Raw genomic sequence first — 16139 nt, 5'->3', positions numbered from 1 at the left:
TAAAATTACGCTACAATAGTACTTACAAGTTGTGCGCGAGTGACGCTGCTGTCGCGAGTGCAAGTATGAGGAGGTTGGCAATGATCCCAGAAAAAGCTGTATTGGTTGGAGTTGACGGCTCACACGCGAGTTATAAAGCGGTTTGGTGGGCTGCAAATTACGCAAAGCATGCTGGGTTGCAATTGCAAATTGTTTGCGCTTATTCGTTGCCAAGTTATGCTGCTGTTTCTTTTGATGCCACCTACACTGCGATTGGTGACGATAATGCAGCTCATCACGATGCGCAAGAAATTCTATCTAAAGCAAAAGCTGTTGCTCTTGAGCAGGGAGTTGACGCGACTACGCTAATTGTTACGGGCGATCCTTCTTCGGTTTTCGTGGAACTTTCTCGTAACTATCAGCTTATTGTGATTGGTAATCGTGGAAAAGGTGGCTTGGCAGAGCGTTTGCTCGGCACAACTAGTTCTTCGCTTCCAGCTTATGCGTATTGCCCAATTGTGGTTGTGCCTTACACTGACGATGACGGTCAGCGTATTCACTTGAATAATACGATTACGCGTGTGGCTGTTGGCTCTGACGAGTCAAAGTGGGGGCTTAAAGCTCTTGAAATTGCGGCTGATTTGGCGGATAGCTGGCATGCTGAGCTTGATGTTATTTCCGCAGTGCCAAGAGTGCAAGGTGCTGAGGGCGATACTGCTGTTATGGGATCGTACATGGAGGATCTTGAGGAGCGCGTGAAGCCAATTTTGCAGCGTTTGCCGGATTTGCAAATTCATCGAACTGTTGTGCCCGGTTCTGCCGTTGAAGCTTTGACTCAGGCTAGTTTGAATCATGATCTTGTGGTTGTTGGTTCTCGCGGTCGCGGTGGCTTTACCGGTTTGCTGCTTGGTTCGATTAGCCAGGGATTGTTGCAGCATTCTTCGAGGCCTGTGTACGTTGTGCCGCGCAAGTATGTGGAATTTAGTGCAGCTCAGGTTGCAGCAGCGCAAAAGCAGCATTCTGAAGCGTCTATTGACGATATTTCCGGAGTACATGAGGTTGATGTGCCGAAGGCTGGTAAAGAAGCTGCTAAGGAGATTGAGCAAACAATCGATCCGCTGCGATAGCGCGAAAGCATGTCGTTACGTGCGCAGTCGCTCATCTGCACCAGTAACGAAAAACGGCAGAAAACTGTGCGGCTGTGTGCAGTTTCTGCCGTTTGCCAGTCGGATTCCGACCAAAACTGTGCGGCTGTGTGCAGTTTCTGCCGCTTACCAGCCAGATTCCGACCAAAACTTTACAGCGGTGTACAGTTTCTGCCGCCTACGCGTTGTGCTGCGCTCAAGCATGTCATCGCGACCGCGTTTGGAGCGTTTGGAGCGTTTGGAGCGTGAGAGCGTCTAATCTTGCGATTCTTGCGACTCCGCTTCAGTATTCTCGCGCTTTTTCAGCATAAAACGCGCGCGCCTGGCATCTCGCTTAGCTTTCTTTTCAGCGAGCTTTTCCTTGTTCATCTCGATTGCGCGCTTGTAAATCTTAAGCAGCTCAAGCGCTTGGCTCTTAAAATCGTTATTCTTCGAATACTCGAGCACGTTCGCCTTAAGCTGAGCCTGCTCAGCCTCGCTCATATTCAAAACTTTACTAAAAACAGTCTTAAAATCTTCCTTAGTATCCCACTGATACCCGTTTTGACCGCTAATAATCTGCTTCTCATTCGGCACATCATGCTTTACAAGCGCAAACAGACCGGAAGCCATTGCCTCTAGCATCGAAAGTGAGTGCATTTCGGAAAGTGATGCGGTTGTGTAGTAGTCCATTGCGTGCAAATACTTTGGAATTTCCGTGTGAGCAATAGGCCCAAGCAAACAAATTCTGTCGTCAAAACCATTATCTGCCACGCGCTTGCGCAACGATTCCAAATCAGGACCGCCGCCAATAACAAATAAGCGCGCTTTTTCGCGAGGAAAATCGCAATACATAAAGTTGTCAATTAATTCTGAAATATTTTTTTCAGCGCCGATTCTACCAACGAAAACAAACAGCTTAGTAGAGTCAGAAACGCCATATTTTTCGCGGAAAGCTTTGCGGAATGCAAGTCTCTCAGGCGTTGGTAGAAACTTTTTATATTCCACAGCGTTATTCAGCACAATTACTTTTTTATCAACCTTCTGACGGTCAATATATGCCTGTGCTTTAGGAGACATGCTCGTAATAATTGTGGCATTTTTCGAGAATCGCATAAAATATTTCGCCGAAATATTGCGAGAGAACTCAGTAAAATGCTTTAAGCCAATGTAAAACAGGAATTTATCGTATTCTGTGTGAAGCGTATAAATAACGGGAATATGCTCTTTTTTTGCTACTTCCAAGCCGATTTCGCCAATGCCAAATTCGTTTTGAATATGAATGACATCCGGCTTAAATTTAAGAGGAAGTTGCTTTCGCATGTGACCAATCGGGAGCGCAACGCGGTATTTGTAAAGCTTTTTAAGCAATATGCCCGGAACGTAAACAACTCCATCTTCAAGCTTGGTTTTGCGCTGTTTTTCGGAGCCGACCGTGACTACTAGCACTTCATGACCAAGCTCTTCATACATCTTTTTGAGCATATAAGACTGTGTTGCGACGCCATTTATGTACGGTGGATACGTTTCGGTAAAAATAGCGATTTTCAAAGTTTCCTCCGGTTGCATACATGCATGCGTAGCGTCATTATTGCGCAAATATCTTGTGTACTCAATTGTGCCACACGTGGTGAATTTTAATGCAATTTTAGTGCAATTTTAGTGTGATTTTTCGCGACTTTTGGCTTATTCTAGCTGCGAACCGTAACGTTTACGCTAACTTGCGCGCCTTTTTCGAGCGTATGCTTAACAGTACAACCCCTGGAAATGTGGCGTTCCATGCGCTCTTTTAGTGCGGACGCATCTTCCTGGCTGAGCGCAGGTTTTGCGCAAGTTGCGTCAAGAGTGACATCTTCTTGAAAACGCAAGTACGTGCCTTCTTCCGCGTCGTACGTGCCGTTTACTACAACTCGCGCTCCAGCGCCCTCGCCAATAGCGTGTTCTGCAGCGTACTGGCTGCTAAGAGCTGTGCAACCAGCTAAAGCGATTTGCATTAATTCAACCGGGTTGAACATGCCTTCGCCGTGACCAAACTTCAAGCTCACACCGTCGTCGCTGTGTGCTTCCCAAGTGCCGTCCTCGTTGCGCTCTACCCATAATCTTCTAGACATTTTTGCTCCTTTGCTGTAGTCGTATTTGTTCATGTTATCGTAAGGATTGTAACTTTGTGCTCAATTGTCGAATCTAGCGTTTTGCGTGGTAGACATATGGTTTTACGAGCGCAATTCTTTAAATTTATTAGCGCTTTGTTAACATGGCAGCATGGCTTTAACAGAAGAAGAACTTGCAGCAATTCGCGCGCGTGTACCACAAAAACCGCTTTCCAGCATCCCAACTCCTTACGAGGATTTAGTGCGAAAAATCCTTACGGACGGCACTTTAAAATCAGATCGCACAGGCACTGGTACGATTTCGCTTTTTGGCCAGCAAATCCGCTTCGACATTAGCAAATATTTCCCGCTTATCACCACGAAAACCGTGTTTTTCAAAGGACTTGCGTACGAGTTGCTTTGGTTCCTTAAGGGTTCGAGTAACGTGCGTTGGTTGCAGGAAAATGGCGTTCACATTTGGGACGAGTGGGCGGACGAAAATGGCGACTTGGGTCCTGTTTACGGTGTGCAGTGGAGGAGTTGGCCGGCGCCAACCGCGGAAAATCCAAACCGTACAATCGACCAAATCGCAAACGTGCTGGATCTTATGAAGAATCACCCGGATTCTCGTCGCATGATTGTTAGCGCTTGGAATCCTGCGGAAGTTGAGCATATGGCGTTGCCGCCTTGCCATTCGCTTTTCCAATTTTACGTTGCTGACGGCAAGCTTTCGTGCCAGCTTTACCAGCGCTCTTGCGATATGTTCCTTGGCGTGCCGTTTAACATTGCGTCTTACTCGCTTTTGACGATGATGATGGCTCAGCAAGCAGGTCTTGAGCCGGGCGAGTTCGTGTGGACGGGCGGCGATTGCCATATTTATGACAATCACGTTGAGCAGGTGCTTGAGCAGCTTTCGCGCGAGCCGTACCCGTATCCGCAGCTTGAAATTCGTAAGGCGGATTCGATTTTTGATTACGATTACAGCGATTTTAAGGTGGTTGATTACAAGCATCATCCGACGATTAAAGCACCGGTTGCGGTGTGATTGATTGCAAATTATTTTGCTTGATTTTGCTTGATTTAGTTTAATTTTTAGCTTGTTTTAGCGTGTGAGGTGCGTATATGGCAAACAGCGTGTCGCATAATTTCCCTGTGCGACTGATTTGGGGCGAGGCTTCTGGTTTGGACGGCAAGCCCGGCGCTATGGGCGTAAACGGAGGCATGCCGTGGCGACTTTCGCCGGATTTGCGCTATTTTAAGGCGATGACTATCGGTTGCCCTGTGATTATGGGTCGTGGCACGTGGGATGCGATGCCTCTGAAGTTCCGTCCGTTGCCTGGGCGCGAAAATATTGTTGTTACGCATAATCCTGATTTTGTAGCAGATGGAGCGCGTAGTTTTACTAGCATTGACGCGGCTTTGGATTACGCGCGCGAATGGCTGGAAAATAGGGAAGTGCTGGAAAGTCAGGAAAGCGTATCTCAAGACGTATCTCAAGACTCGCCTCAAGATGGCCCAGCAATCTGGGTTATTGGCGGAGCTGCGATTTTGCGCGAAATGCTTGCGAATTATCACGCAGACGCAGCTTACGTAACGCAAATTGATGCGAAAGTTGCAGCGGACACATTTGCTCCGAATATTCATGCACTAGTTGATGCAGGAAAATGGCATGTTGCGCGCGAAGGCGAGTTTGAGGAAGCGCCTCTGAAGGTTGGCAGCGAAAGCAATCCTGCACGATACCGGTTTATGGTATATGAGCCTGCTTAGTAAACGAGAAATCGCAAAGTAAACGAGACAGCAAAATAAACGAGGAAGCATGACTGAAGAATCAAGCAAAATCAAGGTAGACGCACGTCACCCATACACTGTTATGACGGTTTGCACAGGTAATATTTGCCGCTCGCCAATGGCGGAAATTGTGTTGCGCAACGAGTTTCAATTGAGGGGATTGGGCGACGTTGTTGCTGTGCGTTCCAGCGGTGTAAGCGACGAAGAGTACGGAAATCCGATTGATCGCCGCGCGCAAAGAGAATTAACTAAGCGCGGATACAGGCTTCCTGCTTCGCATTTTGCGCATCGAATTGAAGCGGATGAGATTGCGGAAACGAACCTGTTTTTGCCTATGACGGCTTCGCATATGCGTTCGCTTTTGCGTTTGTTGCCTGCGCAAAAGCGCGAACTTGTGCACATGTACCGCGCGTTTGATCCGTCGCTTCCTAAGCCTCAGCCGGGTCGCGAGATGTTGCTCGACTTGGCAGATCCGTGGTACGGAGGTCCTCGCGAATTTGAGGTTGCGATGGATCAGGTTGAGCAGTGCGCGCCTTATATCGTCGATTGGGTTGCCACGCGCATTGAGAGGGCTTGAAAGCGGCAGAAACTTTACAGCCGCGCGCAGTTTATGTCGTTTGCGCGCCAAAAAGCGGCAGAAACTTTACAGGCGTGTAAAGAAACGGTCTCGCAAGCTGACCAAAGTAGATAGTTAAGTTTGCGTCGCGTTTTCTCGCGTTTCCTCATATTTGCGGACATAGTTGCGAATATAGTTTAAATTTGTAGGTATAGTTTTACAGGCATCAATTACCGCTCTGTTACTTTTATTTGGGAGGATTTATGGCAGGTTTGGCTGTCGAAGACGTGCGCGCTCGCGTGCAAAACGCCTGGAATGACGTAGTTTCCGTGCTGAATAAGAAGATTTCACTGGCTGCGGTGTCAGCTAAGGGCATTGCTGGCGAGCATATGCGCAAGTCCGCGCAATACGTGGCTGGGGTATTGCGTGAGGTTGGTATTGACGCGCGCGTCGAGCAGTCTACGAATCCGGACGGCACTCCAGGAGCTTTCGAAGTGGTCGGCTCGCGCATCGTAAACCCAAGCGCGCCAACGGTTTTGCTCTACGCGCATCATGATGTGCAGCCAGTTCCAGATCCATCTGAGTGGGAAACCAACCCATTTGAAGGTACCGAGCGCGACGGTCGCCTCTACGGACGCGGCTCAGCCGACGACGGCGGCGGAATCGCAATTCACTACGGAGCTTTGCGCGCACTGAGCGACGATTTGCGCGTAAATATTAAGGTTTTCATCGAAGGCGAAGAAGAAATGGGCTCGCCAAGCTTCATTCCTTTTATCGAGTCGCATAAAGCCGAATTTGAATCAGACGTAATTATCGTTGCCGACTCCGGCAACTGGTCCGCCGAAATCCCAAGTCTTACAACGAGTTTGCGCGGAAATACCGACGTGGACGTGAAGGTTAAAGTGCTCGGCCATCAAGTGCATTCCGGTCAGTTTGGCGGCCCGATTTTAGATGCTTACACGCTCGCTTCCATGCTTATTGCCTCGCTTTACAACGAGGCTGGCGACCTGGCAGTGCCTGGAATTGAAGCACAGGAGCCGGTTGGCGGTTTGCAGCGCGATTTGGACGAAGCGCAAGTGCGTGCCGACTCTTCCGTGGTCGATTCTTATAAGCTTGCCGGCACCGGTTCTCTCGCAGCGCGCATGTGGACTAAGCCGAGCTTGACGGTAATCGGCATGGACGCACATCCTGTTGAGGGCAGTTTTAATGTGATTGCGCACGAAACTAAGTTGCGTCTTTCGCTTCGTACCGCGCCTTCGCAGCGTCCGGAAGAAGCGCAAAAAGCTTTGTGCGACTTCTTGGTATCTCACGCGCCTTTTGGTGCAGAAGTTACTGCAGAGCCGATTGATAACGGCATGGGTTGGGCAATGGATCCGGATGCTGTTGCAACGAAGGATGCGCTCGCTTCTATGCGCGATGCTTTCGGCGTGGAGCCGGTAAATAAGGGCGAGGGTGGTTCGATTCCGTTTATTCCGGAGCTTCAGCGCATCTTCCCGAAGGCGCAGGTGCTGGTGACGGGTCCGGAAGATCCTAAGTCCAATGCACACAGCCCGAACGAGTCGATTTCGCTTTCTGGTTTGCGCGGAAATATTGTGACGGAAGCGCTGCTTTTGGATCGATTGGGCGAGTAATTCTGGCTAATTTTGCGCGCAGGCGGCATAAACTTTGCAACGCTGTAAAGTTTCTGCCGCTTTTTGCTGCGTAGCCGACTTTTTCTTTACACGCGCGTAAAGTTTCTGCCGTTTCCTCCGCGTCTGCATGCGTCTAGTCTGTTGAGTAATCTGCAAACATGACATGGAATCCATTTGCAAAGAAAACTGCTAATAATGAGGGCGCGTCTACTCCTTCGTTGCAAAAGAAAGTAGCGGATGCAGAATCGTCTGTAGCGACGAAATCTCGCGAAAAAAACGCGCCGACTCCTAAGCGCAACGCTGCTCAGGCGCAAAAGCTTCGCCCACTAGTACCAGCAGATCGCAAGGAAAGCGCAAAACGCGCGCGTGCTCGTCTTCGCGAATCTGAGAATTTGCAATACAACGCAATGCGCACTGGCGATTTGGCGCATATGCCAAAAATTGAGCAGCTTCCGTGGCGTGTGTATATTCGCGATTACGTGGATGCTCGAATTAATATTGGCGAGTTTTTCATACCAGTTGCAGTGCTGATTATGATTTGCTTGTTTGCGCTATCTAAGTTTGTGATTGTTTATTTTGTTTTTGCAGTGTTCTTGTACGCGTATTTGTTTGCATCTGTAATTGACATGTTTGTTATGTGGCGTAAGTTGCGTAAGGAGCTGATTCGTCGTTTTGGTGATGTGGCTGTGTCGCGCAAGTCGCGTTCCGGCATGTACGCATTCAGCCGCGCTATGCAGCTTCGTCGCTGGCGTTTGCCTAAGCCGAGTAGCGCAAAGCGTGGTAACTGGCCGAAGTAAGTGCAGAAATAAGTGCAAATTTATTAATATTTGCACAAGCTACTATTATTATTTGGGATACTCAAAATAACGCGAATATTATGGGGTAAACGCATGGCACAAGATAAAGCACAAAGCAAATCGCAAGGCGCGTCGAAGGGCGCGACGCAAGGCATGAAGAAGCCTAAGAAAAAGCAGGGCATGTTCTCGCAGATCATACGTATTTATAAGTACACGCATTCTGACGATAAGCAGCTGCCTTTGTGGTTGTCTTGCGCATTTGCTGCGCCGATTTTGGTTGCTGTAATTCTTGGAATTGTATCTCGTTGGTCCATTTTGATGTGGATTATGATGCTTATTACAGCGGTGATGCTTGGTTTGCTGCTGTTTACTGTTGTGCTTACAAAGCGCGCAGATAAAGTTGGTTACGCAAAGTTGGAAGGTCGCCCGGGTGCGGCTGCCGGCATTATTTCTGCGATTAATAAGGGCGGTTTTACTTTTCCGCAGCAGCCTGTGTGGGTGGATGCGCGCACGAAGGATGCGCTTTGGAGAGGCACTGGTTTTAACGGAATTTTCCTCGTTGGTGAGGGTAATTACGAGCGTTTAATGCATGCTATGGATCGACAGGAGCACGCTATTAAAAGCGTTACTGCCGGATCTAATATACCTGTATACCGTATTGCTGTTGGTAATGGCGAAAATCAGGTGAAGCTTAAAGAATTGCGCGGAAAGGTGTTGCGCTCGAAGACGTTACAGCCTGTGAAGCACAAGTTTGCGTTGTTTGATAAAATTCATCCGAACCGCCGATTCTTCCTTACTAAGACGGAGCTTGCGATTTTGAATGAGCGTTTGCGCACGTTGCAAAGCAAGAGTGGATTTGGCATTCCGAAGGGCATCGATCCAACGCGTCCGCAGCGCATCAGCCGTCGTGCAATGCGCGGTAAGTAAATTATTCTTGCGACGGATTGGCGACAGTTACTTTACGTAAATGTGAAGGAACTGTCGCTTTTTGATGAGATTTCGACATTTTCTGTACACAGCTGCACAGTTTCTGCCGGGATTGCGCGCGCAGGCGGCATAAACTGTACGCGGTTGTAAAGTTTCTGCCGTTTTTTGGTGCGCAAGCGACCTTTATTTTACACGCGCGTAAAGTTTCTGTCGTTTTTCGTTACTGGTGCAGATGGGTGATTGCGCGCGCTGTGCTGCGCTCAAGCATGTCGTCGCGCGCACAAAACACAACTGAATTCCCAATAAACTACCATGCAAACCTGCCCTGCCTTCGTCAATCGAGACGAAGGCAGACCTCGCTTGCGTTGAAAGCACACCGTGCTTTCAACCCTGAGCAAGCTCGGCGCTCCGAGTTGCTTTCGCGCGCGCTGTGCTGCGCTCAAGCATGTCGTCGCGCCCGCGTTTGGAGGGTTGGCGTCTACGCGCTGCCGTACAATCGTCAATCGACACGGGTGCTCTGTGTTCTCGCTTATGTAAGCGTGAACATTCAGAGCTGAGAGAAAACCGCTTGAACGTGAATCCGGGTAATACCGGCGCACGGAGGTCTGTTTTTCCCGTGCCTGGAGAGGTGTTGCAAGGTTTCTTTGTAACGCAAAGTATTGCATGTAACGCATCGCAATGTAACGCGTTTGACGCACAGCATCGTAATGTACACATGTAACGCAAAATATTGCATTGCGCACAATGTAACGCATTGCAACACGTAACAAGAAAGGCACATTTTTATGTCAGAAGAAAATTATCAGTCCAACATGCAGTGGCGTGTTGCAGACATCGCAGTTGCTTCCGTAATTGGCGTTGTTTCTGCTTTTATTTATTGGGTTGTTGCCATTTTTAGTGAGGTTCCATGGACTGCGCTAAACAGCATTCTTCCAGGTTTTGCAGGTCTTATTAACGGTCTTTGGCTCTTCGCTGCTCCTTTGGCCGCAGTAATCGTGCGTAAGCCGGGTGCTGCTATTTACGCTGAAGTCGTAGCTGGCGTGCTCGAAGCTTTGATGGGCAATCAGTGGGGTGGTGCTGAAACCTTCGCTATTGCAGTGGTTCAGGGTCTGTTTGCTGAAATTGCGTTCATTATTTTCGCTTACAAGAAGTGGAATTTGAACACAATGATTCTTTCCGGCGCATTGACTGGCATTGGTTGCTGGGGTTACACCTTCCTCGGTAAGTTGCAGGCTGTTAGCGTATTCGGCAAGTATGGTCTTCCATACTTCGCCAGCACAGTGGTTTCCGGAATTGTGTTTGCTGGTGTTTTAATGTGGTTCTTGTATGTGGGAATCGCTAAGACCGGCGCGTTGGATCAGTTTGCGTCCGGTCGCGAAATACGCGAAAAATAGCGAATAACGTATTCGCAAAAATTAAAAATCTATCATTGCCATAAAGGATTTACTATGCCTGATGCTGTTAAATCGCAAGAATCTGAAACTTTCCTTCCATCAGCTTCAAGCGATTGCAATAGTGACAGCAGCGCTAATAACGCTAATAAAGCTAGCAAAGCTAATAACGCTGAACTTCGGTTTGAGCATTGGGGTTATCGTCATGCTTCCCGTCGCGCTTTTGCTGTGCGCGGGTTGGACCTCACAATTAAGGCGGGGCAGCGCGTGTTGCTGCTTGGTGCATCAGGCATCGGTAAATCCACGATTTTAAGCGGCGCGGCAGGTCTTATTGGCAATGATTTTGTGGCGAAAAATAGCGTAGAAAATAGCGAAGATGGCGCAAAATCCCAGCAAACCACTCTCGTCGAAGATGCCGATGGTGGTGTGAGCGAGGGTTGCGTTTTGGTTGACGGCGTGCCGGTTCGACGTGCGCGCGGTCGCGTTGGTTTGGTTTTGCAAGATCCGGATGCACAGGCGATTTTCCAGCGTTTGGGGGATAACGTTGCGTTTGGTCCGGAAAATATGAACGTTCCGCGCGGTGAGATTTGGGATCGCGTGCGCAAAAGTCTTAAAGAAGTTGGGTTGGATGGCTTGCAATTGCATCGCTCAACTTCGCATTTAAGTGGCGGTCAGATGCAGCGTTTGGCGCTTGCTGGCGCGCTCGCTATGCAGCCGAGTGTGCTGCTTTTGGACGAGCCGACTGCGAATTTGGATCCGGATGGCACGCAGCAGATTGTTGGTGCTGTGCGCGCGGTTTTGGATTCGACGCATGCCACGATGGTGCTTGTGGAGCATCACGCGGAGCCATGGATTGACATGATTGACCGCGTGGTTGTGCTTGGGCTTGAGAATGATGAAGCTGCGAACGGAAAAGATGCGAACGGCGAAACCGTTCATAGCGAAACCGTTCACGACGACGATATTGCGCGCGCGGCTTCTTCGCGCACGGTGATTGTGGCGGACGGCACGCCAGACGAGGTGTTTAATCGCACTGATTTGGACTTTGAGGATCTGGGAATCTGGCTTCCTGAGCGTTACAAGCACAACGCAAAGTCTTCCGAAAAATCTTCCGCAAATGCGGAATCTCCTGAAAATTCTTCCGCAAGTAATTCTTCCGTAAGTAATTCTTCCACAAATGCAGAATCTTCTGAAAAATATTACGAAAACTACAATCCAGCAGAAGGCTACGGAGAAGTGCTACTTTCCACGAAGGACCTCGCAATCAGCCATAGAAGCGAGCCGATTGCGCGTCACATCAATCTTGAGTTTAAAGCAGGGCAGATTACGGCTTTGGTCGGCGCGAATGGTGCTGGAAAATCAACGCTTTCGCTCACTTTGGCTGGTCTTTTGCCGGCAGTAAGCGGCGAGGTAGTGGCGAGTGATGCTCTTGCTCAAGGCGCGAATGGCACGGATCCAATGAAGTGGAAGTCGCCTGATTTGGCGAAGCGCATTTCGTACGTTTTTCAGAATCCGGAGCATCAGTTTGCGTGTGGTTCGGTGTTGGATGAGGTTATGTTGGGGCCGCTTCGCACGGGTGTTTCGGCGGATGAGGCGCGCGCGAAGGCTCAGGAGTTGCTGAAGCGATTCCGTCTGGCTCGTTACGCGAAGGCGAATCCGTACACGCTTTCGGGAGGTGAAAAGCGTCGTCTGACTGTGGCAGCGTCGCTTGCTGCGGCTCCGCGTGTGCTGATTTTGGACGAGCCGACTTTTGGGCAGGACCGCAAAACTTGGTTGCAAATTATTCGCTTGATTGCAAGCCTTCGTAGCGAGGGTGTGAGCATTATTGTGGTGACGCACGACCGTGAGCTGGTTGAGGCGTTGGGTGCGCGCTTGGTTGAGCTTGTGCCGGATGCGAAAGCTGAAGCTGCTGAAATGAGTGCTGCTGAAGCGAGTGCTTCCGAAGCGAAATCTTCCGAAGCGCTTTCCGCAACTACCGGCGCAACAGACATTTCGCGTATCAAAGTGAGCGCAGTAAACAATCGCGACGAGGAAGCGAAACTTTCCAGCAAATCGCCACTTCTTGCGTCAATTAATCCAGTATTTCGCATTTTTGGAGCGTTCGCGGCTTCGATTCCGCTACTTTTTACGCTTGATTGCGTTTCTGCTTCGGTTGCGTTGCTGCTGGAATTTGTGATTTTTGCGTGCATTAAGCTTCCGCCATGGCGTGTGATTCGCCTTTCGTGGCCTGTGTGGGTGGGCGCGCCGACTTCCGCGCTCACTGTGTTACTATACGGCAAAAGTGGCGGAAATACTTGGTTCCAGTGGTGGCTGATGCATGCTACGGATCGTTCGGCTATGCTGGCTGTTGCAACTTCGCTTAGGATTTTGGCGATTGGCGTGCCGTCGATTGTGATGGTGATTGGGCTTGATGCTACGGATTTGGCAGATGCTTTCAGCCAGGTGTTGCATTTGCCGGATCGATTCGTGTACGGCGGTTTGGCTGGAATTAGGCTGTTTGGCGTGCTGCAGGATGATTGGGCGGCACTGACTGCGTCGAGGCGTTCGCGCGGTTTGGGTGATGAGCATCGCGTGAGGGCGTTCTTCCCGCAGTCGTTTGCGCTGCTTGTGCTTTCGATTCGACGTTCGACGACGCTCGCCACTGCTATGGAAGCGCGCGGTTTTGGGGGAGTTGGTGCGCGTTCGCACGCTAGGGTGAGTCGTGTGCGTGCGCGCGACTGGTGGATTTTTGCTGTGTGCGCGATTGTGCCGTCGGTTGCTGTTGCGGCTGCGCTTTATTTCGGCACCTTCGCCTTCCTCGGTGGCGCGTGATGGCTGTGCGCGTGTGAGTTTTTGGTGCGTATGCGGCATAAACTGTGCGCGCCTGTAAAATTTCTGCCGTTTTTTGCTGCACAGGCGGCATAAACTGTGCGTGCCTGTAAAATTTCTGCCGTTTTTTGGCGCGTAGGCGACATTTATTTTACATGGCTGCACAGTTTTTGCCGTTTTTTCGTGCGTAGCCGACCTTTCCTTTACACCGCTGTAAAGTTTCTGCCGCTTTTTGCTTCGCATCCCCAGTCACAATTTAATTTCTAAAGCACAACCATACTAACCTGCCCTGCCTTCGTAATAAAGCCGCAGGCAGACCTCGCTTGCGTTGAAAGCACACTGTGCTTTCAACCCTGAGCAAGCTCGGCGCTCCGAATTGCCTTCGCGCGCGCAATGCTGCGCTCAGGCAGGTCGTCGCGCATCCTCACTAGCGTGTATACTTTCTCGAGTTGCGGGCTTGTAGCTCAGTGGATAGAGCGTCTGCCTCCGGAGCAGAAGGTCGTGGGTTCGAACCCCATTAAGCCCACTTTTGATTTTCTACTTTCCCTACTTTCCCTACTTATCGTCGTAGTGGCCTCTGCAGGCGTAGATTATAATCGAGTCATCTGTAAATGAGTAAACGATTCTATCCTTATCGTTTACTCGTCTACTCCAGCAACCGGAATAGTTTCCTTTGAGTGGTTCAGGCTTACCTTTTCCGTCTATTGGATTCCGCATAATCTCTTTAATAATATTGTTGAGCTTTTTGCGAGTTTTATTATCGCTTTCCCAATAGAGATAGTCGTTCCAGGCATCTGGAGTCCAAGCAATCTTTCTCATTGTTTGAACCCTACGTCCTAATCCATTATTAGATTGTGCTCTTCGAGCTTGATGGTTCCATTTCTCACACCGTCAATCTGCGATTTCAAATATGCTTGATTTGACGGTTCGTAAAACGGATCTAGCGAAAAATCTAGCGGTATCCTCTTTTCGCGACCAATAGTTTTAATAAACACGTTCAGCGCGGCGCTCATAGAGATTCCGAGCTCCTTGCAAACTCGTTCCGCGTTGAGTTTGTCTTCTTTCTTTGCTCGAAAGTTCACGTTTACTATATCTTTTGTTGCTGTAGTCATTTTGGACTCCTATGTCTATGGTGAATTTTGTACTTTTTCTCATACTCTCATATAAGTATACAATAATTCTATATAATGTAACGTAAATATCATTAATTATGCAAGCAATTATTGATGATTTTAGCGCGCGACGACCTGCCTGAGCGCTGCGATTTAGCGCGCGAAAGCAACTCGGAGCGCCGAGCTTGCTTAGGGTTGAAAGCACGGTGTGCTTTCAACGCAAGCGAGGACGTGAACGCGGCTAATCTGCGCGAGCGACACGACCTGCCTTTTCGCTTGGAGCGTAGCGCGCGGCTGCACAGTTTCTGTCGCAATTCCGTCATTTCGCGACATTTATTTTACGCGGTTGCACAGTTTCTGTCGTTTTTTGGTGCGTAGGTAACATAAACTGCGCACGCCTGAGTCGTTTCGGTCGTGCCTGTCTACTCGTTGCTTTTCCTGTACTGTTTTGTAGAATAGTTGTATATGCGCTGATGCGTTTAAACGATGCGTTTATATGTGATTTGCGTGATTTTAGTAACTTAGTGATTTGTTTCTGTGATTTGTTTCTGTGATTTTGCAGTGTTGCTTGTGATTTATGGATCTTGTGTTAGAAGTTACGTTTTTGTTGCACTGCGCTAGGTTTTACGTACATTTTTAGGAGGGGTTTTATGGTAGAGCAGAATAAAAATTTAATTATCGCGGACGCTAGAAGTGTGCCAGTTAAAGCGCTTATAGATGCTAAAACGATAAAAGAGAAGATCTATAACATTCGCAATCAAAAAGTCATGCTTGATTTTGAGCTTGCTGAAATATATGGGTATGAAACGAAAAATTTCAATAGACAGATTAAGAATAATATTGAAAAGTTTGAGGGCGAAGATTTTATGTTTCAGCTAACTGCTGACGAGTTCAAAAACTTGATGTCGAAAAATTCTACATCAAGTTGGGGTGGTCGCAGAAAGCTTCTATATGCTTTTACGGAGCAAGGTATTTATATGCTCATGACTGTGTTAAGAGGCGAACTTGCCATAATTCAGTCGAAAGCGCTTATTAGAACCTTTAAGCAAATGAAGGATTATATTGTTGAAAACAGGGATTTTATTGGCGCGAATGAGTTAGCGCAGTTGGCGATTCAAACAAACCAGAATACTAAAGATATAGCGGAAATAAAATCTCAAATGGCAACAAAGGAAGATTTTAATAAGGTAATGGATAATTTTATTAATCCAAATACGCATAAACATTTTCTTCTTATGGACGGCAATAAAATAGAAGCGGATCTTGCGTATTGCAAAATATATGAGTCAGCTAAGAAAAGCATTTACGTTGTTGATAATTATATTGGTCTTAAAACTTTGGAACTATTACGTTTTGCTGGTGAAGGGGTGGGAATAGTAGTTTTTAGTGATAATTCTAGGAATAAGAATATGCTTACGGAAAGCATGTTGGGAGATTTTGTAAGCGATTATCCTGGTGTTGATTTGAAGTTTAAGACTGCTGGCAGAAAGTATCACGATAGGTATGTGGTTATAGATTATGGGACGGCTGATGAGGCTGTTTACGTTTGTGCGCGACGACCTACCTTTGCGCTTAAAGCGTAGCGCGCAAAGGTAATTCGGAGCGCTGAGCTTGCTCAAAGTTGAAAGCACGGTGTGCTTTCAATGCAAGCGAGGTCTGCCTTCGTCAATAAAGACGAAGGCAGGGCAGGTTTGTGTGGTGGTTCATTGTGAATTCGGTTGTGTTTTGTGTGCGTGCGTATGCGGCATAAACTGCGCACGGCTGCACAGTTTCTGCCGTTTCTTCCGGCTCCGCACTTCTGCTCGCGCTTTCTGTCTGCACTCGCGTAAAGTTTTTGCCGGATTAAGGTGCGCAAACGACCGTTTCTTTACATAGCTGTAAAGCTTTTGCCGTTTTTTGGCGCGGAAACGACTTTTTCTGTACATGTGCGTAAAGT

14 protein-coding genes and 1 tRNA gene are annotated in these 16139 nt (G+C 48.5%); 11 read left to right on the top strand and 4 right to left on the bottom strand.

Annotation, left to right across the window (positions count from 1 at the left end; genetic code table 11):
• Positions 1-80 precede the first annotated feature (80 nt).
• Positions 81-1106 carry a universal stress protein gene (locus HXT29_RS03795; RefSeq protein ID WP_004105206.1) on the top strand — a complete coding sequence of 342 codons (1026 nt, stop codon included), beginning with the start codon at positions 81-83 and terminating at the stop codon, positions 1104-1106.
• A gap of 273 nt (positions 1107-1379) precedes the next feature.
• Here HXT29_RS03795 and HXT29_RS03790 read toward each other — a convergent pair whose 3' ends face one another.
• Together HXT29_RS03790 and HXT29_RS03785 are read right to left on the bottom strand one after the other, a co-directional pair.
• A complete protein-coding gene (locus tag HXT29_RS03790; protein ID WP_064340468.1) occupies positions 1380-2654 on the bottom strand; it encodes a glycosyltransferase in 1275 nt (424 codons plus the stop codon).
• A gap of 140 nt (positions 2655-2794) precedes the next feature.
• A complete protein-coding gene (locus HXT29_RS03785) occupies positions 2795-3214 on the bottom strand; it encodes an OsmC family protein (protein ID WP_004119211.1) in 420 nt (139 codons plus the stop codon).
• Between the two features lie 151 nt (positions 3215-3365).
• Here HXT29_RS03785 and HXT29_RS03780 point away from each other — a divergent pair, with 151 nt between their 5' ends.
• The 9 genes from HXT29_RS03780 to HXT29_RS03740 all read left to right on the top strand — a co-directional run bounded on the left by HXT29_RS03780 (position 3366) and on the right by HXT29_RS03740 (position 13617).
• A complete protein-coding gene (locus tag HXT29_RS03780; protein WP_174164169.1) occupies positions 3366-4238 on the top strand; it encodes a thymidylate synthase in 873 nt (290 codons plus the stop codon).
• A 77-nt stretch (positions 4239-4315) separates the two neighbouring features.
• A complete protein-coding gene (locus HXT29_RS03775; RefSeq protein WP_422118289.1) occupies positions 4316-4960 on the top strand; it encodes a dihydrofolate reductase in 645 nt (214 codons plus the stop codon).
• A 49-nt stretch (positions 4961-5009) separates the two neighbouring features.
• On the top strand, positions 5010-5558 hold the full coding sequence (locus HXT29_RS03770; RefSeq protein ID WP_004105200.1) for a low molecular weight protein-tyrosine-phosphatase: 549 nt from the start codon (positions 5010-5012) through the stop codon (positions 5556-5558).
• 242 nt (positions 5559-5800) lie between these two features.
• Entirely contained in the window at positions 5801-7168 is a 1368-nt protein-coding gene (locus HXT29_RS03765) for a dipeptidase (RefSeq protein WP_064340451.1), read from the top strand.
• Positions 7169-7326: 158 nt separating this feature from the next.
• Positions 7327-7965, top strand: a complete 639-nt coding sequence (locus tag HXT29_RS03760; protein WP_004105197.1) for a DUF3043 domain-containing protein — start codon at positions 7327-7329, stop codon at positions 7963-7965.
• A gap of 153 nt (positions 7966-8118) precedes the next feature.
• Positions 8119-8892 carry a DUF4191 domain-containing protein gene (locus HXT29_RS03755; protein WP_041160554.1) on the top strand — a complete coding sequence of 258 codons (774 nt, stop codon included), beginning with the start codon at positions 8119-8121 and terminating at the stop codon, positions 8890-8892.
• Positions 8893-9677: 785 nt separating this feature from the next.
• Positions 9678-10286 carry an ECF transporter S component gene (locus HXT29_RS03750; RefSeq protein WP_004105192.1) on the top strand — a complete coding sequence of 203 codons (609 nt, stop codon included), beginning with the start codon at positions 9678-9680 and terminating at the stop codon, positions 10284-10286.
• 54 nt (positions 10287-10340) lie between these two features.
• Positions 10341-13094, top strand: coding sequence for an ATP-binding cassette domain-containing protein (locus HXT29_RS03745; protein ID WP_421789207.1), 2754 nt, complete (start codon positions 10341-10343; stop codon positions 13092-13094).
• Positions 13095-13544: 450 nt separating this feature from the next.
• A tRNA-Arg gene (locus tag HXT29_RS03740) sits at positions 13545-13617 on the top strand.
• 29 nt (positions 13618-13646) lie between these two features.
• On the opposite strand, the gene HXT29_RS03735 is transcribed toward HXT29_RS03740, so the two are convergent.
• Together HXT29_RS03735 and HXT29_RS03730 are read right to left on the bottom strand one after the other, a co-directional pair.
• Positions 13647-13910, bottom strand: coding sequence for a Txe/YoeB family addiction module toxin (locus HXT29_RS03735; protein WP_080550925.1), 264 nt, complete (start codon positions 13908-13910; stop codon positions 13647-13649).
• Positions 13911-13927: 17 nt separating this feature from the next.
• The gene (locus tag HXT29_RS03730) at positions 13928-14203 is read right to left on the bottom strand and encodes a type II toxin-antitoxin system RelB/DinJ family antitoxin (protein WP_174182636.1); all 276 of its coding nucleotides are present in this window, start codon (positions 14201-14203) and stop codon (positions 13928-13930) included.
• Positions 14204-14853: 650 nt separating this feature from the next.
• Between HXT29_RS03730 and HXT29_RS03725 the strand changes: the two genes are divergently transcribed.
• Positions 14854-15786, top strand: a complete 933-nt coding sequence (locus HXT29_RS03725) for an ORF6N domain-containing protein (protein ID WP_422118288.1) — start codon at positions 14854-14856, stop codon at positions 15784-15786.
• Positions 15787-16139: the final 353 nt, after the last annotated feature.

The organism is Gardnerella sp. DNF00550, assembly GCF_049262685.1.
Taxonomy (GTDB): Bacteria; Actinomycetota; Actinomycetes; order Actinomycetales; family Bifidobacteriaceae; genus Bifidobacterium; species Bifidobacterium leopoldii.
Note: the sequence above shows the minus strand (reverse complement) of the source record. Positions and strands in the feature narration are given on the sequence as shown.

Coding starts and splice junctions, on each gene's coding strand:
- HXT29_RS03795 (WP_004105206.1), top strand. CDS start 81: ATGATCCCAGAAAAAGCTGTATTGGTTGGAGTTGACGGCTCACACGCG.
- HXT29_RS03785 (WP_004119211.1), bottom strand. CDS start 3,214: ATGTCTAGAAGATTATGGGTAGAGCGCAACGAGGACGGCACTTGGGAA.
- HXT29_RS03780 (WP_174164169.1), top strand. CDS start 3,366: ATGGCTTTAACAGAAGAAGAACTTGCAGCAATTCGCGCGCGTGTACCA.
- HXT29_RS03775 (WP_422118289.1), top strand. CDS start 4,316: ATGGCAAACAGCGTGTCGCATAATTTCCCTGTGCGACTGATTTGGGGC.
- HXT29_RS03770 (WP_004105200.1), top strand. CDS start 5,010: ATGACTGAAGAATCAAGCAAAATCAAGGTAGACGCACGTCACCCATAC.
- HXT29_RS03765 (WP_064340451.1), top strand. CDS start 5,801: ATGGCAGGTTTGGCTGTCGAAGACGTGCGCGCTCGCGTGCAAAACGCC.
- HXT29_RS03760 (WP_004105197.1), top strand. CDS start 7,327: ATGACATGGAATCCATTTGCAAAGAAAACTGCTAATAATGAGGGCGCG.
- HXT29_RS03755 (WP_041160554.1), top strand. CDS start 8,119: ATGAAGAAGCCTAAGAAAAAGCAGGGCATGTTCTCGCAGATCATACGT.
- HXT29_RS03750 (WP_004105192.1), top strand. CDS start 9,678: ATGTCAGAAGAAAATTATCAGTCCAACATGCAGTGGCGTGTTGCAGAC.
- HXT29_RS03745 (WP_421789207.1), top strand. CDS start 10,341: ATGCCTGATGCTGTTAAATCGCAAGAATCTGAAACTTTCCTTCCATCA.
- HXT29_RS03735 (WP_080550925.1), bottom strand. CDS start 13,910: ATGAGAAAGATTGCTTGGACTCCAGATGCCTGGAACGACTATCTCTAT.
- HXT29_RS03730 (WP_174182636.1), bottom strand. CDS start 14,203: ATGACTACAGCAACAAAAGATATAGTAAACGTGAACTTTCGAGCAAAG.
- HXT29_RS03725 (WP_422118288.1), top strand. CDS start 14,854: ATGGTAGAGCAGAATAAAAATTTAATTATCGCGGACGCTAGAAGTGTG.